Here is a 22416-nt window from a genome sequence, read left to right as displayed (position 1 = left end):
CTCACTAAACAAAACGGAAAGGAAAACGTATGGGCATTTATCGTTGCAACAAATGTGGACATTTGGCAGAACATGCTTGGCAGCCGAATATGGCTGAAGTAGGTTGTCCTAAATGTCATGCACCCAATAAGGTTTACGGCACTTTGTTTTTTGTTCAAAAACTTTTAGAGCGTTATTTTGCGGTAAATCGGGAGTTGCAGGCTTTAAAAATCCAAGAGCAGGAATCCACAGAAGAGCATACTCAGCAACAAGCACAGCAAGCGGAACATGAGCACAACAATTTATTGGTGGGTGTTAATTTGGCTGCCACCGACGTATTGGCTACGGCAGAACAGCATGAGCCGTTGAAAAAATGGTTTATCAAGCAAAATATTGAGCCTACATTTGATTATTCCGCAGTGGATATGAGCGGTTATTTCGATGAGGCTGCAGCAGAAATCGGCGATAAATACCACATTACTAAAGACATTTTAGGGCGTATTGGATGGGCATACCGTAACAGCCATACCGGCATCAACATTGATGTCGGCAAAATGGCGCAAAAAGATGCGCAATTAATCAATAATCTGTGCCGTCAGTTTTACAGCCATACATTGTTTGCGAAATATTTTTATCAAAAACAGGAAAAAGTTATCCGGTTGAATTTACAAAAAGCCGCGGCCATCAAACATTTCTTTAGTGGTGGTTGGCTGGAGTGGTACGTTTTGGGAAAAATGCTGACTGAGGCCAAGCAGCGGGGCAAAACCTATGCTTTTTCTTGTGCTCGCAATGTAAAAATCAAGTTTGGTAATGAAGATATTTATGAGTTGGATGTGGTTTTTATGCCGCTTGGGCAGCCGCCGTTGATTATTGAATGCAAGTCGGGCGAATTCCGCAAAGACATTGAAAAATATGTCCGTTTGAAAAAACGGCTGAACCTCCCTACTGAACGGTTTATCGTATTGGCAACGGATTTGGAAGCTACCCAAGCTGCTGCCTTAAGCAGTATGTATGAATTAACGTTTGCTACGCCGAAAACGTTAATGAAACATATACGGGAAACCATGTAGCTAAGACAGGCAACTTTTTCAGACGGCCTCTTCCTAATTGAAAGGCCGTCTGAATAAAAAGAAAGGATGTTAACCAAGTGATGTTGAAGTACACCAGCCGGATATTGTGCGTTATCGGCTTAATCTTCCTATGGGGTTGTCAAACCAAACACGCCCCGCGGCCAACCCAAGAATTAGCCGCACTAAGAGCCATGCCAGCACCCACCGAACAAAGCCTGATCAACCCCGTGAAAGGCCACTCTTTCGACGACACTTGGGGTGCAGCCCGCAGCGGTGGCCGCAAACACGAAGGCGTGGATATTTTCGCCAAAACAGGTACACCGGTACGCAGCACCACCGCAGGCATCGTGACCAAACTCGGCAAAAACCGCTTGGGCGGCAAAGTGATCGGCATACAAGGCCCGGGAGCATGGCATTACTACGCCCATTTGGACAAATTCGCCGGCCGCAAACTCTACCGCCGCGTGAAAGCGGGCGAAGTGATCGGTTATGTCGGTAAAACCGGTAATGCCAAAAACACCCGCCCGCATCTGCACTACGGCGTTTATTTGCCAAGCGGTGCGGTGAATCCTTATCCGTTGATTGATCAGAGTAGATAATCTGAACTGGATAAATTTAAGTATTTGAAATAAATATTAGAATAATATAACGGAAGGCCGTCTGAAAATATGTACGAACCGATAAAACCGTGGTTGGATTTTTCTGAGCAGGTCGAATTATTAAAAACAAGAGGACTGGTTATTGATGATGAAGAGCGGGCGGAAAGATATTTACGCCTCATCGGGTATTACCGGTTGAGCGGCTATTTTCATGTTTTCCGTCAATGGGATAGTCAAGAGCAAATTTTGTTGGATACTTTTCAGCCCGATAGTCATTTTGAGGATGTTTTATCGCTATACCTGTTTGATAAAAAACTGCGTTTATTGGCATTGGATGCTTTGGAACGGATCGAAATGGCTGTGCGGGTGGATATTGTGCATATCTTGGGTAAAAAAGACCCGCTGGCTCATGAAAAACCGGAGTGTTTCGACGGTAAATTTGCTAAAACAATTCAGGCTAATAATGGTAAGACCAAGTATCAGAAATGGTATGAGCGGTTGGAAGAGCTGGTTAGAAAAGCCCGACAAAGAAAAACATCTTGTGTCGTTCATAATTTGCATAAATACGGGCGTTTGCCAATTTGTGCAGTGTGTGGGTTGTGGGACTTTGGTGCAATGTCTCGTTTATACGAAGGTATGAAACAACAAGAGCAAAATATCATTGCTCATAAATACGGTGCACTACATGGCGGCTTATTTGCGAAGTGGTTGCGCAGTTTGAATGAAATACGCAATATCGCCGCTCATCATGACCGCTTGTGGAATATCCGTATTGTTCAACAGGCGGCTCCGATTTCTGCAGATGAATATTGGAAAAAACTCGACAATTACCGTCCGTTTTTCTATTTCTGCATCATGCAGCAGATGATGAAAATATTGTGTCCGAACTCCAAATGGGCAGATAGGTTTGATGAGGTGCTGTGTGAATTTCCCGAAGGGGCGGCAAATATCAGCTTGACTGCATTCGGATTGCCGGAAAATTATCGGGAATGGGATTTGTGGAAAAAATAAAGGCCACTACATGCAGAAGCAGAGGTAGCAGCCATTTCGCAGTGAATCTTACGCTGAAATAACGGTGAAATCAACCGAAATAGTTTAAAGCGAAGTTTAAAAATAAGTTTGTTTGAAAAATAAAACATGACTCAAGATGCAATTCTTTACCGAAAAGATAACTTTAAAACCAACATGAAACCCTTAGACCTAAACTTCATCTGCCAAACCCTAAACCTACCGATGCCGTCTGACAACCAAACCGTCAAACGCATCGTTACCGACAGCCGCGATATTCAAAGCGGCGATGTCTTTTTTGCCTTGGCGGGCGAACGCTTCGACGCGCATGATTTTGTGGCAGACGTATTGGCAAAAGGCGCGCTTGCCGCCGTGGTGTCGCGCGAAGATTGCGCCGCGCAGCCGGGTGCGTTGAAAGTGGCCGATACGCTCAAAGTCCTGCAAGATTTGGCGCGCGCGTGGCGGGAAAATATCAACCCGTTTGTATTCGGCATCACCGGCTCGTCCGGCAAAACCACCGTTAAAGAAATGCTGGCCGCCGTGTTGCGCCACCGTTTCGGCGCGGAGGCCGTGCTGGCGACGGCGGGCAATTTCAACAACCATATCGGCCTGCCGCTCACCCTGCTCAAGCTCACGCCCGCGCACCGCTATGCCGTGATTGAAATGGGCATGAACCACTTCGGCGAATTGGCCGAGCTGACCCGCATTGCCAAGCCCGATGTCGCGCTCGTTAACAACGCCCTGCGCGCCCATGTCGGCTGCGGTTTCGACGGCGTGGGCGATATTGCCAAAGCCAAAAGCGAGATTTATCAAGGGTTGGATTCAGACGGCCTCGCCCTGATTCCCTGCCAAGACCCGAATGCCGCTGTTTTCCAAGCCGCAACACAAGGCTTGAAATGCCAAACTTTCGGTGCGGAAGAGGGCGGTATCCACGCGGAAAATATCGTGTTGAACCCGCTTTCCTGCGAATTTGATTTGGTGTGCGGCAACCAGCGCGCCGCCGTCAAACTGCCCGTGCCCGGCAAACACAACGTCCACAACGCCGTGGCCGCCGCCGCGCTCGCCCAAGCAGCGGGATTGAGCCTGCAAGAAATTTCAGACGGCCTCGCCGGTTTTGCCAACATCAAAGGCCGTCTGAATATCAAAAAAGGCATCAAAGGCGCAACCGTGCTCGACGACACCTACAACGCCAACCCCGACAGCATGAAAGCCGCCATCGACGTGCTCGCCCAACTCTCCGCCCCGCGCGTGTTCGTGATGGGCGATATGGGCGAACTCGGTGAAGACGAAGCCGCCGCCATGCACGCCGAAGTGGGCGCATACGCACGCAGTAAAGGTATCGAAGCGGCCTATTTTGTCGGCAACGACAGCGCGTACGCGGCGGAAACCTTCGGCGGCAACGGCCTGTGGTTCGCCGACAAAGACCCGCTGATTCAAGTGCTGGCACACGATTTGCCGCAAGAGGCGAATGTGCTGGTAAAAGGCTCGCGCTTTATGAAGATGGAAGAAGTGGTTGAGGCGTTGTTGGCAACAGAATGAATGCCTGTCTGAAAGGGATTTTATGATGAACCGTTATGTGAAAATTGCTTTATTATCGGTGGCGCTGATTGTTGCGTTTGTTGCCGGTATGCATTTTCAGGCCTATCTCTATGAAGATCTGTGTTTGGATATGGGCGGCGGCAGAAATCCGGGCAATGCGCCGATTTGTGTGATTGACAGCGATACCTATAAAGAAAGGTATGGCGATAGGTAAATGTACATGCCGTCTGAAATAAGTGTTTGTCACTATTTATTTTTAAGGATTATAAAATGATGCGTTTATGGTTTTTGGGCAGCTTGCTGTTGGCGCTGAATGCTTTTGCAGCCTCCGCGCCATTGCCCGAAAAATTATTACAACAGATCGGCGCGGAACAGCAACGTGTTGCTGCTGCCATAAAGCATGCTTCAACCGGGCAGGCAGACAAGCTGTATGTCAGCCATCGGCAAAATATGGAGAACTTTATCGGCAGGTTATCGGAATCGGAACATGATGTATTGATGAACTATCTTGATAAGTATTTTATTTATAATGAAAAAATACATGAATATAAACCTACTGCCGCCATCGTTGCCCGTCAAAAACGTTTAGCGAAGTATGATTTGGAATATTGGGATGTGGGTGAAGGCTTGGCAGACATCCGCACGATTCCGAAATATTACAAAGAGCGTTTTAGCAAAAAAGTCAGCCCTGTTTACCGCGATTACATTGAATTGCTTGCCGAGCATGATAAAGAGCTGGTGTTTAATGATGCCGCAATTGCTATTCCGTGGTCGCAACTTGGCAAACGAACGGCTGATTGGGAAAATTATTTAACTAAATACCCTACCGGCCCTGAAAAACGGTCAGCCCGTTGTGCCCATCTGATTTATCAGGAAGCATTTTTAGTGGGAGCGGATAACACCGGCATCACCCACGATGATGCGGGGCAAAAACTGACGAAAGAGGTCAAAAATGCTTGGCGGCAATTTAGCCGGGCTTACCCCAAAAGCGCTACTACGGCACTGATTGCCCAAATACAGAAAGCTCCTCCTTACAATAAAAGGGCACATGATATTCTTGAGAAGCAGCACAAAAAGCAAGGTATAACCGAAACGGTAAAAAGTAATTGCTGGCAACAGGTATCTTTTTAGCTAGAAAATGATCGTGATATAGATTTGACGTTGCGGATGATTTCTAACGCGAAATACACACACATTGGAAATGTTCCGGCAATTCATTTTCAGACGGCCTAAGCAAGATCAATAAAAATACGACAACAAAAAGGAAGTAAACCCCATGTTTCTATGGTTAGCCCATTTCAGCGACTGGATTTCCGCGCTGAACGTTTTTCAATACACCACATTCCGCGCCGTGATGGCGGCATTAACCGCATTGGCATTCTCGCTATTGCTCGGCCCGTGGACCATCCGCAAGCTCACCGAGTTGAAAGTCGGCCAAGCCGTGCGCCACGACGGGCCGCAAACCCACCTGATTAAAACCGGTACGCCTACGATGGGCGGCTCGTTGATTCTTACCGCGATTACCGTGTCCACACTGCTGTGGGGCAATCTCGGCAACATCTACATCTGGATTCTGCTGCTGGTGCTGCTGGCCACCGGCGCGCTGGGTTTTTACGACGACTGGCGTAAGGTGGTTTATAAAGACCCGAACGGCGTGTCGGCGCGGTTCAAAATGGTGTGGCAGTCGGGCGTGGCATTGGCCGCAGGTTTGCTGCTGTTTTATGTGGCGCAGAACTCGGCCAACAATATTCTGATTGTGCCCTTCTTCAAACAAGTCGCCTTACCGCTGGGCGTGATCGGCTTTGTGGTGTTGGCTTATCTCACCATCGTCGGCACGTCCAACGCCGTGAACCTTACCGACGGTTTGGACGGCTTGGCCGCTTTCCCCGTGGTTTTGGTGGCGGGCGGTTTGGCGGTTTTTGCCTACGCCAGCGGCCACTCCGAATTTGCCGCCTATTTGCAGCAGCCGTATGTGGCGGGCGCGAACGAAGTGGTGATTTTCTGCGCGGCCATGTGCGGCGCATGTTTGGGCTTTTTGTGGTTCAACGCCTACCCCGCGCAAGTGTTTATGGGCGACGTGGGCGCGCTGGCTTTGGGCGCGGCACTCGGCACCGTGGCGGTGATTATCCGCCAAGAGTTCGTGCTGGTGATTATGGGCGGCTTGTTTGTGGTGGAAGCCATTTCGGTGATGCTGCAAGTGAGCTGGTACAAACGCACGAAAAAACGCATTTTCCTGATGGCGCCGATTCACCACCATTACGAGCAAAAAGGCTGGAAAGAAACGCAGGTGGTGGTGCGCTTTTGGATCATTACCATCGTGTTGGTGCTGATCGGTTTGAGCACGCTGAAGGTGCGTTGAGGCCGTCTGAAAAGATATGGCCGCATCAATAAAACACACGATGTGATGCCCTGAATGCACGTTAATCTTTCTCGAAAATTTGCAAAATGAAAAACCGTTTTTGGGTGTTATTGCTTTTGATATTTGGTGCAAGCGCATTTGCCGGCTTACCCAATCCTGTTGGCCAATACAAAATGGGTCGGAGTGACCCCGCGGGCGGGACTAATTTATTTGTGAGAGAGAACGGTCATTTTGCGATTGTATTTTTCGGCGGCGCCATCGTGGGAGAATGGCGGCAGCAGGGAAGCGAATTGGTTTTGAAGCCGTTCAATCCTGCTGCGCCTTTTTCAGTACACGGGCGTTATAACCCTAATCTGAACAAGGGTATGCGCCTGATGTTTCGCGGATACGAATGGGGAAACGTACTTGTTGGAGAAAAAGCCGGGAAGATGCGCTCTGTACTGAACGATGATGCCGGGTGTTTGAAAAGCCCGCTTGTTTATGCTGCCGCTGAAAAGCCGCAAAAATTATCGTTTTTGAAATTGGCAGGCAAAGGAAACAAAGGCTTTTATGCGGTCGCCAAGTATTATCAATCCGATACAGGTCGCTACAACGATTTTATTGTGACCCACTACCGTTTAACTTATCAGGATCAACGTTACACGATTACGGATCGGGGGCTGGTTGACAATAATAGGCCGTACGTAGAAATCGTTAAGTCAAGTGATGAAATCGACAAGTATAAAGAAGAAGATCTGAAACAGATTGAATCTTATGTCTTAAATGCAACCGTAAAGGTTCATGAAGCGTTATGGGTAAACCCTCAATATAAATTCCATATTGCGGAGGAATCTGCTTCTGAAATCGAGTATGAAGACCAAAGCGTCATTTCATTGGAAGATTACCGTTTTGACCCAAAGGGCAATGCTTATCTGCGTAAAACGCCCGATGCGGAGCAAAAGCCCGAAGATTATGAGAATAGCAATATCATTTACCGCTATGAAAAACTTTCATTGGAAGCAAACGACATACCGCCTTACCAAGTTTTGAAAAAGCCGTTACTGCTGATGAAATGCAAGTAATGATGTTTGGAATGTGTACCCGCAGATGAAAAGCACAAAATAAACATGATACAACAAACCCTCTACAACTTATTGGGCGGCGAAGCGGGCGTGCAGGAATTGACCGACCGCTTCTATGATTTGATGGACTTAGAGCCGCAATACACCGAACTGCGTGAACAGCACGGCGAAACGCTGGATTATGCCCGCGAACGTCTTTTTCAATTTTTAAGCGGCTGGCTCGGCGGCCCGCCGCTGTACGAACAGGCGCACGGCCATCCGCGCTTGCGCCAGCGGCATTTTCCTTTTGCCGTAAGCATGAACACGCGCAACCAATGGATCGCCTGTTTCGCCCAAGCCTTGCAGGAATTGTCGGTCAAACCCGAATGGGCAAAACCGCTGCTGCTGCGCCTGTTTGTGTTGGCCGACTGGATGCGCAATCAAAACGAACCGGAATACGCCCCGCCCATGCCGCCGATGGCGGGGAATCCTGAAGATAGGCTGGCGGAGTTGGTGGCGGTGTTGAAGGTATTTGGGGTAGCAGGGTTTTTTGGGGCCGTCTGAAAAAATTGATCGATATAAAAATAGCACGTCATACTCGGGCTTGACCCGAGTATCTCCCAAATATCAGGGAGAGGTATTTCAGACGGCCTTGCAGATAACAAGATATTCGGGTCAAGCCCGAGTATGACGGACATATTCAGAGTAACAAAATGAACTGGCAAAACAAAAAAATCCTAGTCGCCGGCTTGGGCGGCACGGGTGTTTCGATGATTGCGTTTTTGCAGCGGCAGGGCGCGCAGGTGGCGGCTTATGATGCTGATTTGAAACCCGAACGCGAGGCGGAATTGAAGCAGCGGTTTAACGGCTTAAGTTGTTATACAGGCCGTCTGAAAGACGCTTTGGCGCACGGTTTCGATATTCTCGCCCTCAGCCCCGGCATCAGCGAGCGCACACCCGAAATCGAGGTGTTCAAGCAAAGCGGCGGCGTGGTGTTGGGCGACGTGGAAATTCTGGCGCACGAGTTGAAAGGCAAAAGCGACAAAATCATCGCCATTACCGGCAGCAACGGCAAAACCACCGTTACCAGTTTGGTCGGTTATCTGTGCGAAAAATGCGGGCTGGACACCGTGGTGGCGGGCAATATCGGCACGCCCGTGTTGGAAGCATATATGCAGCGCGGCGGCAAAGCGGCGGACGTGTGGGTGCTCGAGTTATCCAGTTTCCAGCTTGAAAACACCGACCATCTTGCCGCCGATGCCGCGGTGGTGCTGAATATTTCCGAAGACCATCTCGACCGCTACGACGACTTGCTCGACTACGCCCACGCCAAAGACAAAATTTTCCGCGGCAGCGGCGTGCAGGTGCTCAATGCCGACGACGCGATGTGCCGTGCCATGAAACGCCCGAACCGCGACATCAAATGGTTTTCGTTGGAAGGGCAGGCCGATTATTGGGCGGACGTTCAGGCAGGCCGTCTGAAAGCCGGTGCAAACGATTTGCTCTGCACCGCCGCCATTCCCCTGCAAGGCTTGCACAACGCGGCGAACGTGTTGGCGGCTTTGGCTTTGTGCGAAGCCGTCGGCCTTCCGCGAACCGAATTGCTGCAACATATTCAAACCTTTAAAGGCTTGCCGCACCGCGTGGAAAAAGTCGGCGAGAAAAACGGCATCACGTTTATCGACGACAGCAAAGGCACCAATGTCGGTGCCACCGCCGCCGCCATTGCCGGTTTGCAAAGCCCGCTGGTGTTGATTGCGGGCGGGCAGGGTAAAGGGCAGGACTTCACGCCCCTGCGCGCCGCGTTGCACAATAAAGCCCGCGCCGTGCTGCTGATCGGTGTGGATGCGCCGCTTATCCGCCGCGATTTAACCGGCTGCGGTGTGGATGTGATTGACTGCGCAACGCTGGAAGAAGCCGTTCAGACGGCCTATAAGCTGGCGCAAAGCGGCGATATTGTTTTACTCAGCCCGGCTTGCGCGAGCTTCGATATGTTCAAAGGCTATGCGCATCGGGCGCAGGTGTTTGTTGAGGCATTTGAGGCTTTATAAGGTTTTTCAGACGGCCTGATGGTTTGAGGCCGTCTGAAAAAACGTGCAGTACGGAAAAGTGCTTGCCTGCGCCGAAATCGCACCGCTTGTCTGAATGCAGATGATGATATGGGGCGGTTTGCCCATAATCAATATGACGGCTCGCCTTCGGGCTGCTGAAGCAGAAAGGAAAACCGATTGGATCAGCTGAACAGCTTAGATAATGTGCCGGCGAAACCGAATTATGTTCCTTTGTTGTGGGGATTGCTGGTATTGGGCGCGCCGGTAGGAACGATATTTGCCGTGCTGATATTGGCCTTGTTCGGGTGGGTTCCGTTGAGCGTATGGCGCGAATGGCTTGGTTTTCCCCATTCGCTTTATTTTCTGACAACAGGATGGTTTATCGGCTTGATTCCTGCGTTATCGACTTGGATTGCGGTTTATGCGCTCGAGCCGAAACGGGGTTTGACAGGCAGTTTGATTATGGCGGCGGCGGGCGGTTTGGTGTCGCTGGTGTTCGGTTGGTTTTTTTACGGCATCCGCATGTCTGTTGTTTTTGCCTTGGCGGGTTTGTTGTCTGCCGCGATATTTTCAATATTCCTACCTAAAAACACCCATAGCCGGCCGACTTGAATATTACTGCGGCAAAGGGCAGCAAAGGCGTAGTCAGAAATAAAGTTTATTTGCTATAAAGGCGGCGCACCATCTGTTCAGACGGCCTGATGTGTTTGAGGCCGTCTGAAATATTTAAATCCAGAACAGAAACGATTCAAGCAATATGATTACCGAATCCAAAATTCTCGACCGTAAAATTCTGCGCAGCGGGCAGAAATTCGACCATTCGCTGCTGTGGATGGTGGTATTGATGACGGCGTTCAGCCTGATGATGATTTACTCCGCCTCGATTGCCTATGCCGCGCACGACGGCGGCGACAAATGGTTTTATCTCGGCCGCCAAGCCATATTTTTAGGCATAGGCGCAGGCGTGGCGTTGGCCGTGGCGAAAATCCCGCTGAAAACTTGGAAAAAGGCAACGCCGTTTATCCTGCTCGGCAGCTTGGTTTTGCTGGTGGCCGTGCTGGTGGTGGGGCGCGAAATCAACGGCGCGAAACGCTGGATTCATTTGGGGCCGTTCAACCTGCAGCCGACTGAGATTTTCAAAATGGCGGTGATTCTGTATCTGTCGAGCTTCTTTACCCGTCGTGCCGAAATTCTCAAGCAGTTTAAAAAAGTGGGTTTTTCCGCCGTGCCGGTAGGTATCGGCTTGGGGCTGATTATGCTGGAGCCGGACTTCGGTTCGTTTGTGGTGGTGACTGCCGTAGCGATGGGGCTGTTGTTTCTAGCCGGCTTGCCGTGGCGGTGGTTCATGATGATGGTGGGCATCGGTTTGGCCAGTATGGCTGCTTTGATTGCCGTTGCGCCGTATCGTATGGCGCGTGTGGCGGCGTTTTTGAATCCGTGGGAAGACCCGCTCGGCAAGGGCTACCAGCTTACCCATTCGCTGATGGCGATTGCCCGCGGCGAGTGGTTCGGCGTCGGCTTGGGTGCGAGTTTGGAAAAACGCTTTTATCTGCCCGAAGCGCATACCGACTTTATTTTGGCCGTGATTGGCGAAGAATTCGGTTTTGTCGGTATTTTCGTGCTGATTTTCTGCTATGCGTGGCTGGTGTGGCGGGCGTTTTCCATCGGCAAGCAGGCGCGCGATTTGGAATTGTTTTTCGGTGCTTACGTTGCCAAAGGCATCGGTATCTGGTTGGGCATTCAAAGCTTTTTCAATATCGGCGTGAACATCGGCCTGCTGCCGACCAAAGGCCTGACCTTGCCGCTGATGTCTTACGGCGGTTCGGCCGTTATCATTATGCTGGCCTGTATGGCACTGTTGCTGAGAGTGGATTATGAAAACCGCCTGAAAATGCGCGGTTATAAAGTCGAGGGGTAAAAACGATGAAAACAAAAACCTTTATGTTGATGGCAGGTGGCACGGGAGGCCACATTTTCCCCGCGCTGGCGGTGGCGGAATCGCTGCGCTCGCGCGGGCACCATGTGATTTGGCTGGGCAGCGCAGGCTCGATGGAAGAGCGCATCGTGCCCAAGCACAATATCCGTTTGGAAACGCTGGCCATCAAAGGCGTGCGCGGCAACGGACTCAAGCGCAAAATCATGCTGCCGTTCACTTTGTTTAAAACCGTGCAGGCTGCGCTGCATATCATTAGAAGGCACCGCGTGGATTGTGTGATCGGCTTCGGCGGATTTGTGACCTTTCCGGGCGGGGTGGCGGCCAAATTGGCGGGCATTCCCGTAGTGATTCACGAGCAAAACGCCGTGGCCGGTTTGGCCAACAAACAGCTTTCCCGTTGGGCGCGCCGCGTGCTGTATGCTTTTCCCAAAGCATTTGACAATCCCGACGGTTTGGTCGGCAATCCCGTGCGTGCAGACATCGCCAATCTGCCCGAACCCGCCCAACGCTTTGCCGGCAGGGAAGGCCGTCTGAAAGTATTGGTAATGGGTGGCAGCTTGGGCGCAGACGTATTGAACCAAACCGTGCCGCGCGCTTTGGCTCTGCTTACCGAAAACGAACGCCCGCAGATTTATCATCAAGCCGGGCGCGGCAAACTCGGCAGCCTGCAAAGCGATTACGATTTGCTGAACGTAAAAGCCAAATGCGTGGAATTTATCGACGATATGGTTGCCGCTTACCAACATGCCGATGTGGTGATTTGCCGTGCCGGTGCGCTGACGATTGCCGAGCTGACCGCAGCAGGCGTGGGCGCGCTGCTGGTGCCGTATCCACATGCCGTTGACGACCACCAAACCGCCAACGCCCGCTTTATGGTAAAAGCCGATGCCGGTTTGCTGCTGCCGCAGTCGCAACTGACTGCCGAAAAGCTGGCCGAAGTATTGTGGGCGCTGGATAGAGACCGCTGCCTCGAGTGGGCGAAAAACGCGCGCACTTTGGCCATGCCGCACAGTGCCGACGATGTTGCCGTTACCGCCATCGCCACCACCATGTAATCATTTCAGACGGCCTGTGGTTGCTCTTGAGGCCGTCTGAAAAAAATTTCTGCATATTTTCAAACAACCTGAACAGCCTTTTACATTAAACCCATAGCTTCTCGGGCCGCAGGCCATTAAAATGATAACTTTTTATTCCCGTGTAAAACGACACTTGCATCCGCATCGCCGAAAAGCAGGGGGATAAAATAGCAAGGCCGTCTGAAACGGTATGTAAAATTCAGGAATAACAACAACATGAAAAACAGAGTTAACAATATTCATTTTGTGGGCATCGGCGGTTCGGGTATGAGCGGGATTGCCGAAGTGCTGCACAATCTGGGTTTTAACGTATCCGGTTCCGATCAGGCGCAAAGTGCGGTAACGCGCCACCTGAGCGGCTTGGGGATTCAGGTGTATCCCGGCCATACCGCCGCCCACGTTACCGATGCCGACGTTGTTGTGATTTCAACCGCCGTGAAGGCCGACAATCCCGAAGTGGTGGCCGCGCACGAGCGCAAAATCCCCGTGATTCCCCGCGCCTTGATGTTGGCCGAGCTGATGCGCTTTCGCGACGGCATCGCCATTGCCGGCACGCACGGCAAAACCACCACCACCAGCCTGACCGCATCTATTTTGGCGGCAGCAGGCATGGACCCGACCTTTGTTATCGGCGGCAAACTCACCGCCGCCGGTACAAACGCCCGTTTGGGCAGCGGCCAATACATCGTTGCCGAAGCAGACGAATCGGACGCCTCTTTTCTGCATCTCACCCCCGTTATGTCGGTTGTGACCAATATCGACACCGACCACATGGATACCTACGATCACAGCGTCGAAAAGCTGCATCAGGCGTTTGTCACCTTTATCCACCGCATGCCTTTTTACGGCAAAGCCTTTTTGTGCATCGACAGCGAGCATGTGCGGGCGATTGTGCCGCGCATCAGCAAACCTTTTGCCACTTACGGGCTGGACGAATCCGCCGATATTTACGCCACCGACGTGCGCACCGAAGGCACGCAAATGCGCTTTACCGTGCATGCGAAACACAACGGCACCGAACCGTTTGAAGTGGTGCTGAACATGCCGGGTCGCCATAACGTATTGAACGCACTTGCCGCCATCGGCGTGGCTTTAGAGGTCGGCGCGTCGGTAGAGGCCATTCAAAAAGGTTTGTTGGGCTTTGAAGGCGTAGGCCGCCGTTTCCAAAAATACGGCGAAGTTGCCTTGCCTTCGGGCGGAAAAGTGACCTTGATCGACGATTACGGCCATCACCCCGTAGAAATGGCCGCAACATTGGCCGCAGCCCGCGGTGCGTATCCGAACAACCGTTTGGTGTTGGCGTTTCAGCCGCACCGCTATACCCGCACCCGCGATTTATTTGAAGACTTCGTAAGCGTGTTGAATACCGTCGACACTCTGGTGCTCACCGAAGTGTATGCCGCCGGAGAAGAGCCGATTGTGGCCGCCGACAGCCGCGCCTTGGCGCGTGCCGTGCGTGTATTGGGCAGGCTCGAACCGATCTACTGCGAAGATGTGAATGCGTTGCCCGAAACCCTGATCAACCTTCTGCAAGACGGAGACGTGGTGCTGACCATGGGAGCGGGCAGCATCAATAAAGTGCCGGCAGCGTTTATCGAAGCAAGTGCCCGGGCATAAAACAGGCCGTCTGAACAAAGAAAGAGTCACCAACATGCAAGCATTTGGCAAAGTTGCCGTACTGATGGGCGGTTTTTCAAGCGAACGGGAGATATCCTTAAAAAGCGGAGCCGCCATTCTCGAAGCCCTAAAAAGCAAAGGGATAGACGCCCATGCGTTCGACCCGAAAGAAACCCCGCTTTCAGAGCTGAAAACACAAGGGTTTCAGACGGCCTTCAATATCCTGCACGGCACTTACGGTGAAGACGGCAGCGTGCAGGGTGCGCTCGAATTATTGGGCATTCCCTACACGGGAAGCGGGGTGATGGCTTCCGCCGTCGGCATGGATAAATACCGCTGCAAACTGATTTGGCAGGCTTTGGGTTTGCCCGTTCCCGAATTTGCCGTGCTTCACGAAAACAGCGATTTTGACGAAGTCGAGCGGCAGCTCGGCCTGCCTATGTTTGTGAAGCCCGCCGCAGAAGGCAGCAGCGTAGGCGTAGTAAAAGTGAAAGAAGCAGGCCGTCTGAAAGAAGTGTATGAAGAACTCAAGCATTTTCACGGCGAGATTATTGCCGAACGCTTTATCGGCGGCGGAGAATATTCCTGCCCCGTGATTAACGGCGAAGGCTACCCCAGCATCCGCATTATTCCCGCCACCGAGTTTTACGACTACGAAGCCAAATACAACCGTAACGATACCGTGTATCAATGCCCGTCCGATTTAAATCAGGAAGACGAAGCACAGATGCGCGTTTTAGCGGCACGGGGCGCGGCAGCCATAGGTGCGCAGGGCGTATCGAGAGTAGATTTTCTGAAAGATACCGACGGCAAACTGTATCTTCTGGAAATCAACACCTTGCCCGGAATGACCGACCACAGCTTAGTGCCGAAATCGGCCGCCCAAACCGGCTTGAGCTTCGCCGATTTATGTGTTGAAATTCTGAAAACCGCTCATGTGGGATAATGCAGGCGCATTAAAGCGCGTAACCGGCTGGCTGATGATCCTGGTAGTATTGATACTGCTGGGAGCATTGGTCGTTTGGGTTTACAATTCACCTTATTTTCCGGTCAAGCAGGTAAAAATCGAAGGCGATGTGCAACGCACCGGCAACAAACAACTGCAAAGCGTGGCGCAGCAATACATCCGCGGCAATATTTTCAAAGCAGATTTGAACGGTGCCCAAGAAGCCTTTGCCAAACTGCCGTGGATAGATAAAGTGTCCGTGCGCCGCCGCCTGCCCGACACGGTTGAAATCAACCTGAAAGAGCGTGTGCCGGTAGGGCGCTGGAAAGAATCCGGTTTGATAGACAGCAACGGCAACCTGTTTAATGCCGCCACCGACGAAACCTTTCCGCTGTTCGAAGGGCAGCCCGGAACCGGAGCCATCATGGTCAAGCATTACAACGAATTTACCGCCATACTCAAACCCAAAAACCTGAGTATCGCCAAACTCGAATACACACCGCGTTCGGCGTGGTCGGTAGAATTAAACAACGGCATTTCCGTCAGATTGGGGCGCGAAAACGAAACCAAACGCCTGCAACGCTTTGCCGACATGTGGCAGGAAGTGCTGCAAGTGCGCCAAAGCAACATAGATTATGTGGATATGCGCTACAAAGACGGTTTTGCCGTGCGCTATCTTGAGAAAACACAAGAGCAAGAAACAGCAGGGCCGTCTGAAACCGCGATTCCAGAGGCCGAAACAGCAAACAGACAGTAACATAAATAAAATGAATGGGACATCATGGTAAAAGGCAAATATATCAGCGCATTGGATATCGGTACTTCTAAAGTTATCGCATTAATCGGCGAAATACAGGAAGACAATGAAATCCACATTATCGGCTTGGGTCAGGCACCGTCGCGCGGTCTGAAAGCCGGTATGGTGACCAATATCGATGCCACTGCCCAAGCCATTAAACAGGCCATGAACGAAGCCGAGTTGATGGCAGACTGTAAAGTAGACAGCGTAACCACCGGCATCGCAGGCAACCATATCCGCAGCCTCAATTCGCAAGGCGTGGTTAAAATCAAAGACGGCGAAGTGTCGCAAGCCGATATCGACCGTGCTATTGAAACCGCTAAAGCCGTTAATATTCCGCCTGACCACAATATACTGCATACCGTTGTCCAAGAGTATATTATTGACAACCAACCCGGCGTGAAAGAACCCATCGGCATGAGCGGCGTTCGTTTGGATACGCGCGTACACATCATTACCGGAGCCATTACCGCCCTGCAAAACATCCAAAAATGTGTTAACCGCTGCGGCCTGCACATGGATCAGATTATGTTGCAGCCTTTGGCCAGCGGGCAGGCCGTCTTAACCGAAGACGAAAAAGATTTGGGCGTATGCGTAATCGATATCGGCGGCGGTACTACCGATATTGCCGTTTATACCAACGGTGCCATCCGCCATACCGCCGTGATTCCGGTTGCCGGCGATTTGATTACCAAAGATTTGGCACAAGCCCTGCGCACCCCGCACAACGCTGCCGAATACATCAAAATCCACCACGGCGTAGCCATTGCGACCATGGACGGTTTGGATGAAATGATCGAAGTGCCCAGCGTAGGCGACCGCCAGCCGCGCCAAATTTCCCGCCGCGTATTGGCCAGCGTTATCGGCCCGCGCGTGGAAGAAATTTTGGAGCTGACGCTTAACGAGTTGCGCCGTTCGGGTTTCCCCGAAGAAGTGCTGACTTCGGGCATCGTATTGACGGGCGGCGCATCACTGCTTACCGGCATTGTGGATTTGGCGGAAGACGTATTCAACCTGCCTGCGCGTATCGGTGTGCCGCAAGAAATGGGCGGCGTTTCCGAACGTATCCGCAATCCCCGTTATGCTACCGCCATCGGCTTGCTTCAGGCGGCCCGCGGCGAAGTGTACGGCAGCCCCGTTTCCGGCGCGGTCGTAGTAAGAGAGCACAAAGACAGCTTGTGGGTGAAATTCCGCGACTGGCTTAAAAACAACTTTTAAAACAAACGTAAAAATATAATAAGAATATAAGAAGGCTTTTGCCAGCCGCATCATGCTTCTTATATAATTAGCGTATATTTATTCCCATTTTTTATCCCGTTTTATCCGTCCTGACGCAGGGCGCAAAGGAGTGTTACATGGAATTGGTTTACGACGTAGTAGAATCAGCTGCAAGCCCTGCGGTCATTAAAGTTATCGGCATCGGCGGCGGCGGTTGCAACGCTATCAACAACATGATTTTGAATACCGTTCAAGGTGTTGAATTTATTAGCGCGAATACCGACGCCCAATCTTTAGGCAAAAGCAATGCCGGCAAACGTATCCAGTTGGGTACCAATTTAACCCGCGGTTTGGGTGCGGGTGCCAACCCTGAAATCGGCCGCGCCGCAGCCCAAGAAGACCGTGAAGCCATTGCAGATGCCATCCGCGGTGCCAATATGCTGTTCATTACCACCGGTATGGGCGGCGGTACCGGTACTGGTGCTGCTCCTGTTGTTGCTGAAATTGCTAAAGAGCAAGGCATTTTGACTGTGGCTGTTGTGACCCGTCCGTTCGGCCACGAAGGTAAACGCGTTCACATCGCCCAAGAAGGCTTGGATCACCTGAAAAGCCAAGTGGATTCATTAATCGTGATTCCTAACGACAAACTGATGACTGCATTGGGCGAAGACATCACCGTGCGTGAAGCATTCCGCGCTGCCGACAATGTGTTGCGCGATGCCGTTGCCGGTATTTCCGAAGTAGTTACCCGCCCCGGTTTCATCAACTTGGACTTCGCCGACGTGAAAAACGTGATGAGCATTATGGGCATGGCGATGATGGGTTCAGGCTTTGCCCAAGGCATCGACCGTGCACGCTTGGCTACCGAACAAGCTATTTCCAGCCCGCTCTTGGATGATGTGACTTTGGATGGTGCGCGCGGCGTGTTGGTAAACATTACCACCGCTCCGGGGTGCCTGAAAATGTCGGAATACCGCGAAATCATGAAAGTGGTGGACGAATATGCCCATCCCGAAGCAGAGCGTAAATACGGTACGGCCGAAGATGAAAACATGGAAGAAGATGCCATCCGTGTAACCATCATCGCAACCGGTTTGAAAGAAAACAATGTGTTGGGTTCCAACAATAATCTGCGTATGGTGAAAACCCAGCAGGCTACCGGCACGGACGACGGTTTCTCCAATATCGACGGCTTAATCCGTTCCGGCCGCAATACCCGCAGCATGAACCTGACTGCTTCTGATTTTTCAAATCAATCTGTATTGGATGATTTTGAAATTCCAGCCATTCTGCGTCGCCAAGCAGATTAAGATTTGTTGTTCTGATTAAGAATCAGCGATACGACCGTCTGAAACATATTGTTTCAGACGGTCGTATGTTTTTTGAATCAATGCGTTGCCCTTATGCGGTAACTTTTATAGATGCGCAGTTGTAAGAAAAAGGCTTTTCCGTTCGTCTAGAATCAATCAACTTACTTAATAACAAAACCGTCATACTCGGCTTGACGCGATTATCTTGAGTTTCAGCAAATTTAGGCGATACTCGGGTCAAGCCCGAATATGACGTATGTACTATTTTTAAGTTGATTGACTATCATGGCTTTAGGCAAACGGCTTCAGGCGGAAAGATACCGAGGCCGTCTGAAAAGCTTTGCAGGCACTTTGTTCATTTGTATTAGGAAACCTTTTCTATATGATTACAGCTGTTTTTGCTCTTATTTTTGCTATCCGTTTAGTTTCTCTTTCTATTTCTGTTCAAAACGAAAAACGCTTGATTGCGGCGGGTGCCAAGCAGTTTGGCGAGAAAAATTCCAAGCTGCTGGCTGCGGCACATATCATCTATTATTTTTCGGCACTTGCCGAATCGCATATCCGAGAAGCGGTTTTTGACGGTATTTCCGCAGCAGGTACGGCATTGACGGCGTTTGCCTTGGTTGTGCTGTTTTACGTTATTCGTGCGTTGGGTGAAATTTGGACGCTGAAAATCTATATCCATCCGCAACATAAAATCAACAGGTCGTGGTTGTTCCGCTATGTGCGCCATCCCAATTATTTTTTAAACATTATTCCCGAGTTGATCGGTGTGGGCTTGCTTTGTCATGCTTGGACAACCATGATGGTCGGCTTGCCGGTGTATATGGTTATTCTCTCTATCCGTATCCGCCAAGAGCATGAAGCGATGCGCCATTTGTGGTAAACGCTGTTTAGGCCGAGACCTTTGCAAAACCCCCATCTGCGGCGCATTTCTGCGTTGTGCGCTGCTCGCTCGTTTGCCTATCTATATGATATGTCTGCACTCGCTGTGCTGCTACGCCTTGAACTGCATCCACATCTGAGGGTTTTGCAAAGGTCTCAGGCCGTCTGAAAACTTATGTTCAGACGGCTTTTTTAGCAGGCTATTTTTTCAGAATGGCATTTGTTTCAGCTAAAATATTGATAATAAATTTACAGTTGCCGATATAACTTATTTTCCGCCGACGTGTTTCTCTGCTTGGGCGGATTGGCATTCTCTGAAAATACGTTACAATTCAGGTCTGAAACCACTTTTTCAAACAAGGAAAGCCATGTTCAGCTTCTTTAAACGCAAGAAAAAACAGGAAACTGCCGAAACCGTTGCCGAACCTGTGCAAAAGCCGGTATCGGAAACGGGTGCCGAAATCGCGGACGAGCCGTCCGCCCTTGAAATCTCCACGCCTGAAACCCTCGAACCGCTGACCGAAACCCAGCTTGAAGCGGTAGAAGAACATGAAGAAAGCAGCGTGCTCGACCAGTTGGTGTCGGGCGTGGTTTCCGGCAGCAGCGAATTGCCCGAACAATATGATCCGAATGCGCCGGTAGCCAAAATCCACGTTTCGCCGATACCCGAAGGCGATGCCGCACCGGTGGAAGAGGCGGCCGAACTCAACAGCAGCGAATTGGCCGATGCTTTGAGACTGCCCGACAGCATCGCCACGATGACTGCGCCGGTGGTTGCCGCTGCCGACGCGCCTACCAAGCCTGTGACGGAGGAAGACGAACCTGCCAAGCTCGGTTGGGCGGCGCGTTTGAAAAAAGGCCTTACCAAATCGCGCGACCAAATGGCCAAATCGCTGGCCGGCGTATTCGGCGGCGGCCAGATCGACGAAGACCTGTATGAAGAGCTGGAAACCGTGCTGATTACCAGCGATATGGGCATGGAAGCCACCGAATATCTGATGAAAGACGTGCGCAAACGTGTATCGTTGCGCGGTTTGAAAGACGGCAACGAGCTGCGCGGTGCCTTGAAAGATGCGATTTACGATTTAATCAAGCCGTTGCAGAAACCGCTGGTGATTCCCGACAACGGGCAGCCGTTTGTGATTATGCTGGCCGGCATCAACGGTGCGGGTAAAACCACTTCTATCGGCAAACTGGCCAAATATTTCCAATCGCAAGGCAAGTCGGTATTGCTGGCGGCGGGCGATACTTTCCGCGCCGCCGCCCGCGAGCAGTTGCAGGAATGGGGTGCACGCAACGGCGTTACCGTGATTTCGCAAAGCACGGGCGATTCCGCCGCCGTCTGCTTCGATGCCGTCGAAGCTGCCAAAGCGCGCGGTATCGACATCGTGTTGGCCGACACCGCAGGCCGCCTGCCTACCCAACTGCATTTGATGGAAGAAATCAAAAAAGTGAAGCGCGTGCTGCAAAAATCCATGCCCGACGCGCCGCATGAAATTATTGTGGTGTTGGATGCCAATATCGGTCAAAACGCCATTAATCAGGTGGTGGCGTTTGATGATGCGCTCGATGTTACCGGCCTGATTGTTACCAAACTCGACGGTACGGCCAAAGGCGGCATTCTGGCTGCGCTGGCTTCCAACCGCCCGATTCCCGTCCGCTATATCGGCGTGGGCGAGAGCATTGACGACTTGCGCCCGTTTGATGCGCGGGCGTTTGTGGATGCTTTGTTTGACTGATTAGTTTGAGAAACAACAATCGAGGCCGTCTGAAAATAAGTTTTCAGACGGCCTCGATTGTATGGTGGCGGTAGGGGGTTGTTCACTGAGTATCGCTTAATCCGTCAGCAGAAAAGCTGTTTCGTTTGCTTTATTCAGGTCGGATAGAAAGTCTGAGACCTTTGCAAAACCCCCATCTGCGGCGCATTTCTGCGTTGTGTGCTGCTCGCTCGCTTGCCTATCTTCATGATATGTCTGCGCTCGCTGCGCTGCTACGCCTTGAACTGCATCCACATCTGGAGGTTTTGCAAAGGTCTCAGTCTGATTTTACCTGGTGCAGGCTTTTTATTTAACCGCAGCTCCCACCCGTTGCAACAGCTCTTGAGCCAATTCCTGATAGGCCAGCGTGCCTTTGGCTTTGGCATCGTAAGCCAGCGCGGGCATGCCGTGGCTGGGGGCTTCGGCGAGGCGCACGTTGCGGGGGATGGTGGTGTTGAACAGTTGCGGGCCGAAATGTGCCTGAAGCTGTTCGGATACTTCTTGAGAAAGGCGGCTGCGGCTGTCGTAAAGGGTGCGGACGATGCCAATAATGTCCAAGCGCGGGTTGATGGCTTGGCGGATTTTGCGCACGGTGGCGACTAAATCGGAAATGCCTTCGAGCGCGTAGTATTCGCACACCATCGGCACAATCACGCCGTTGGCGGCTACCAAGCCGTTGAGGGTGAGCAGGGTGAGGGTAGGCGGGCAGTCTATCAACACGAAATCGTAGTCGTCGGCAACATCGGCCAGCGCGTTTTTCAAGCGCATTTCGCGGGCGAGTTCTTGTACCAGCTCGACTTCGGCGCCTGCCAGCGTGCGGTTGGCGGCGAGTACGTCGTAGCCGCCGGATTCGCTGTGCATTAAGGCGTTTTTAATGTCGGAATCGCCCAACAGCACTTGGTAGATGCCGTTTTGAATATTGCCTTTGTCGATGCCGCTACCGGTGGTGGCATTGCCTTGGGGGTCTAAGTCGATCACCAATACGCGTTTTTTTTCGGCTGCCAGCGAGGCGGCCAGATTAACCACGGTGGTGGTTTTGCCGACACCGCCTTTTTGGTTGGCCACGGCGATAATATTTGCACCCATCTGTGAAACCCGTGTGATATTTGAATTGGGGTGAATTGTACCGTTATTTGCGCCCGAATGGTATGAAGGCCGTCTGAAAAACAGGTTTCAGACGGCCTTCTCTATATGGGCAAGCGGATATGGTGAGACCTTTGCAAAACC

General features: G+C 51.4%; 23 protein-coding genes. 22 read left to right on the top strand and 1 reads right to left on the bottom strand.

Annotated elements, in window-relative coordinates:
* Positions 1 to 29: 29 nt before the first annotated feature.
* From LVJ88_RS11685 to LVJ88_RS11580, 22 genes are all read left to right on the top strand, one after another.
* Positions 30 to 1049, top strand: coding sequence for an FmdB family zinc ribbon protein (locus LVJ88_RS11685; RefSeq protein WP_085418180.1), 1020 nt, complete (start codon positions 30 to 32; stop codon positions 1047 to 1049).
* 80 nt (positions 1050 to 1129) lie between these two features.
* On the top strand, positions 1130 to 1648 hold the full coding sequence (locus LVJ88_RS11680; RefSeq protein WP_198941571.1) for a M23 family metallopeptidase: 519 nt from the start codon (positions 1130 to 1132) through the stop codon (positions 1646 to 1648).
* A gap of 69 nt (positions 1649 to 1717) precedes the next feature.
* On the top strand, positions 1718 to 2659 hold the full coding sequence (locus tag LVJ88_RS11675; RefSeq protein WP_085418182.1) for an Abi family protein: 942 nt from the start codon (positions 1718 to 1720) through the stop codon (positions 2657 to 2659).
* A gap of 174 nt (positions 2660 to 2833) precedes the next feature.
* Positions 2834 to 4195, top strand: a complete 1362-nt coding sequence (locus tag LVJ88_RS11670) for a UDP-N-acetylmuramoyl-tripeptide--D-alanyl-D-alanine ligase (RefSeq protein WP_085418183.1) — start codon at positions 2834 to 2836, stop codon at positions 4193 to 4195.
* A 22-nt stretch (positions 4196 to 4217) separates the two neighbouring features.
* Complete coding sequence (locus LVJ88_RS11665; protein ID WP_085363935.1) at positions 4218 to 4409, top strand: hypothetical protein; 192 nt, start codon at positions 4218 to 4220, stop codon at positions 4407 to 4409.
* Positions 4410 to 4465: 56 nt separating this feature from the next.
* Positions 4466 to 5326, top strand: a complete 861-nt coding sequence (locus tag LVJ88_RS11660) for a hypothetical protein (RefSeq protein WP_085418184.1) — start codon at positions 4466 to 4468, stop codon at positions 5324 to 5326.
* Positions 5327 to 5471: 145 nt separating this feature from the next.
* Positions 5472 to 6554 carry a phospho-N-acetylmuramoyl-pentapeptide-transferase gene (gene mraY / locus LVJ88_RS11655; protein ID WP_054599828.1) on the top strand — a complete coding sequence of 361 codons (1083 nt, stop codon included), beginning with the start codon at positions 5472 to 5474 and terminating at the stop codon, positions 6552 to 6554.
* Between the two features lie 86 nt (positions 6555 to 6640).
* Positions 6641 to 7615, top strand: a complete 975-nt coding sequence (locus tag LVJ88_RS11650; RefSeq protein WP_085418185.1) for a hypothetical protein — start codon at positions 6641 to 6643, stop codon at positions 7613 to 7615.
* Between the two features lie 45 nt (positions 7616 to 7660).
* Positions 7661 to 8158: a group II truncated hemoglobin gene (locus LVJ88_RS11645; RefSeq protein ID WP_085418186.1), complete on the top strand. Its 498-nt coding sequence runs from the start codon at positions 7661 to 7663 to the stop codon at positions 8156 to 8158.
* A 149-nt stretch (positions 8159 to 8307) separates the two neighbouring features.
* On the top strand, positions 8308 to 9645 hold the full coding sequence (murD, locus tag LVJ88_RS11640; RefSeq protein ID WP_085418187.1) for a UDP-N-acetylmuramoyl-L-alanine--D-glutamate ligase: 1338 nt from the start codon (positions 8308 to 8310) through the stop codon (positions 9643 to 9645).
* 177 nt (positions 9646 to 9822) lie between these two features.
* Entirely contained in the window at positions 9823 to 10257 is a 435-nt protein-coding gene (locus tag LVJ88_RS11635) for a hypothetical protein (protein WP_085418188.1), read from the top strand.
* A gap of 145 nt (positions 10258 to 10402) precedes the next feature.
* Positions 10403 to 11563: a putative lipid II flippase FtsW gene (gene ftsW / locus LVJ88_RS11630; protein ID WP_054599832.1), complete on the top strand. Its 1161-nt coding sequence runs from the start codon at positions 10403 to 10405 to the stop codon at positions 11561 to 11563.
* 5 nt (positions 11564 to 11568) lie between these two features.
* The gene (gene murG, locus LVJ88_RS11625; RefSeq protein WP_054599833.1) at positions 11569 to 12636 is read left to right on the top strand and encodes an undecaprenyldiphospho-muramoylpentapeptide beta-N-acetylglucosaminyltransferase; all 1068 of its coding nucleotides are present in this window, start codon (positions 11569 to 11571) and stop codon (positions 12634 to 12636) included.
* Positions 12637 to 12873: 237 nt separating this feature from the next.
* Positions 12874 to 14274: a UDP-N-acetylmuramate--L-alanine ligase gene (murC, locus tag LVJ88_RS11620; RefSeq protein WP_054599834.1), complete on the top strand. Its 1401-nt coding sequence runs from the start codon at positions 12874 to 12876 to the stop codon at positions 14272 to 14274.
* 34 nt (positions 14275 to 14308) lie between these two features.
* Positions 14309 to 15220 (top strand): D-alanine--D-alanine ligase, encoded by a 912-nt coding sequence (locus tag LVJ88_RS11615; RefSeq protein WP_085355555.1) that lies wholly within the window; start codon positions 14309 to 14311, stop codon positions 15218 to 15220.
* Positions 15210 to 15977, top strand: coding sequence for a cell division protein FtsQ/DivIB (locus LVJ88_RS11610; protein WP_085418190.1), 768 nt, complete (start codon positions 15210 to 15212; stop codon positions 15975 to 15977). Before LVJ88_RS11615 ends, LVJ88_RS11610 begins: the two co-directional genes overlap by 11 nt.
* Before the next feature lie 24 nt (positions 15978 to 16001).
* The gene (gene ftsA, locus LVJ88_RS11605; protein ID WP_054599836.1) at positions 16002 to 17237 is read left to right on the top strand and encodes a cell division protein FtsA; all 1236 of its coding nucleotides are present in this window, start codon (positions 16002 to 16004) and stop codon (positions 17235 to 17237) included.
* A gap of 137 nt (positions 17238 to 17374) precedes the next feature.
* Complete coding sequence (ftsZ, locus tag LVJ88_RS11600) at positions 17375 to 18547, top strand: cell division protein FtsZ (protein ID WP_085418191.1); 1173 nt, start codon at positions 17375 to 17377, stop codon at positions 18545 to 18547.
* Positions 18548 to 18929: 382 nt separating this feature from the next.
* Complete coding sequence (locus LVJ88_RS11595) at positions 18930 to 19433, top strand: isoprenylcysteine carboxyl methyltransferase family protein (RefSeq protein ID WP_054599838.1); 504 nt, start codon at positions 18930 to 18932, stop codon at positions 19431 to 19433.
* 3 nt (positions 19434 to 19436) lie between these two features.
* Positions 19437 to 19601, top strand: coding sequence for a lipoprotein signal peptidase (locus LVJ88_RS11590; protein ID WP_233127543.1), 165 nt, complete (start codon positions 19437 to 19439; stop codon positions 19599 to 19601).
* 199 nt (positions 19602 to 19800) lie between these two features.
* On the top strand, positions 19801 to 21171 hold the full coding sequence (gene ftsY, locus LVJ88_RS11585; RefSeq protein ID WP_085390588.1) for a signal recognition particle-docking protein FtsY: 1371 nt from the start codon (positions 19801 to 19803) through the stop codon (positions 21169 to 21171).
* A 116-nt stretch (positions 21172 to 21287) separates the two neighbouring features.
* A complete protein-coding gene (locus tag LVJ88_RS11580) occupies positions 21288 to 21503 on the top strand; it encodes a signal peptidase (protein ID WP_096777389.1) in 216 nt (71 codons plus the stop codon).
* Here LVJ88_RS11580 and LVJ88_RS11575 read toward each other — a convergent pair.
* Positions 21496 to 22275, bottom strand: a complete 780-nt coding sequence (locus LVJ88_RS11575) for a ParA family protein (protein ID WP_085418192.1) — start codon at positions 22273 to 22275, stop codon at positions 21496 to 21498. The genes LVJ88_RS11580 and LVJ88_RS11575 overlap by 8 nt on opposite strands.
* Positions 22276 to 22416 lie beyond the last annotated feature (141 nt).

It is taken from the genome of Neisseria dumasiana, from assembly GCF_022870885.1.
GTDB classification, from domain to species: domain Bacteria; phylum Pseudomonadota; class Gammaproteobacteria; order Burkholderiales; family Neisseriaceae; genus Neisseria; species Neisseria dumasiana.
The sequence above is the reverse complement of the archived record's forward strand: the minus strand, read 5'-3'. Positions and strand labels throughout refer to the sequence as shown.

Excerpts from the sequence above, each read along its gene's own strand:
- murC (WP_054599834.1), top strand. The coding sequence starts at position 12,874 with ATGAAAAACAGAGTTAACAATATTCATTTTGTGGGCATCGGCGGTTCG.
- ftsW (WP_054599832.1), top strand. The coding sequence starts at position 10,403 with ATGATTACCGAATCCAAAATTCTCGACCGTAAAATTCTGCGCAGCGGG.
- ftsY (WP_085390588.1), top strand. The coding sequence starts at position 19,801 with ATGTTCAGCTTCTTTAAACGCAAGAAAAAACAGGAAACTGCCGAAACC.
- LVJ88_RS11680 (WP_198941571.1), top strand. The coding sequence starts at position 1,130 with ATGTTGAAGTACACCAGCCGGATATTGTGCGTTATCGGCTTAATCTTC.
- ftsA (WP_054599836.1), top strand. The coding sequence starts at position 16,002 with ATGGTAAAAGGCAAATATATCAGCGCATTGGATATCGGTACTTCTAAA.
- LVJ88_RS11685 (WP_085418180.1), top strand. The coding sequence starts at position 30 with ATGGGCATTTATCGTTGCAACAAATGTGGACATTTGGCAGAACATGCT.
- murG (WP_054599833.1), top strand. The coding sequence starts at position 11,569 with ATGAAAACAAAAACCTTTATGTTGATGGCAGGTGGCACGGGAGGCCAC.
- LVJ88_RS11650 (WP_085418185.1), top strand. The coding sequence starts at position 6,641 with ATGAAAAACCGTTTTTGGGTGTTATTGCTTTTGATATTTGGTGCAAGC.
- LVJ88_RS11665 (WP_085363935.1), top strand. The coding sequence starts at position 4,218 with ATGATGAACCGTTATGTGAAAATTGCTTTATTATCGGTGGCGCTGATT.
- LVJ88_RS11595 (WP_054599838.1), top strand. The coding sequence starts at position 18,930 with ATGATTACAGCTGTTTTTGCTCTTATTTTTGCTATCCGTTTAGTTTCT.
- LVJ88_RS11675 (WP_085418182.1), top strand. The coding sequence starts at position 1,718 with ATGTACGAACCGATAAAACCGTGGTTGGATTTTTCTGAGCAGGTCGAA.
- LVJ88_RS11645 (WP_085418186.1), top strand. The coding sequence starts at position 7,661 with ATGATACAACAAACCCTCTACAACTTATTGGGCGGCGAAGCGGGCGTG.
- murD (WP_085418187.1), top strand. The coding sequence starts at position 8,308 with ATGAACTGGCAAAACAAAAAAATCCTAGTCGCCGGCTTGGGCGGCACG.
- ftsZ (WP_085418191.1), top strand. The coding sequence starts at position 17,375 with ATGGAATTGGTTTACGACGTAGTAGAATCAGCTGCAAGCCCTGCGGTC.
- mraY (WP_054599828.1), top strand. The coding sequence starts at position 5,472 with ATGTTTCTATGGTTAGCCCATTTCAGCGACTGGATTTCCGCGCTGAAC.
- LVJ88_RS11670 (WP_085418183.1), top strand. The coding sequence starts at position 2,834 with ATGAAACCCTTAGACCTAAACTTCATCTGCCAAACCCTAAACCTACCG.
- LVJ88_RS11660 (WP_085418184.1), top strand. The coding sequence starts at position 4,466 with ATGATGCGTTTATGGTTTTTGGGCAGCTTGCTGTTGGCGCTGAATGCT.
- LVJ88_RS11575 (WP_085418192.1), bottom strand. The coding sequence starts at position 22,275 with ATGGGTGCAAATATTATCGCCGTGGCCAACCAAAAAGGCGGTGTCGGC.
- LVJ88_RS11615 (WP_085355555.1), top strand. The coding sequence starts at position 14,309 with ATGCAAGCATTTGGCAAAGTTGCCGTACTGATGGGCGGTTTTTCAAGC.
- LVJ88_RS11610 (WP_085418190.1), top strand. The coding sequence starts at position 15,210 with ATGTGGGATAATGCAGGCGCATTAAAGCGCGTAACCGGCTGGCTGATG.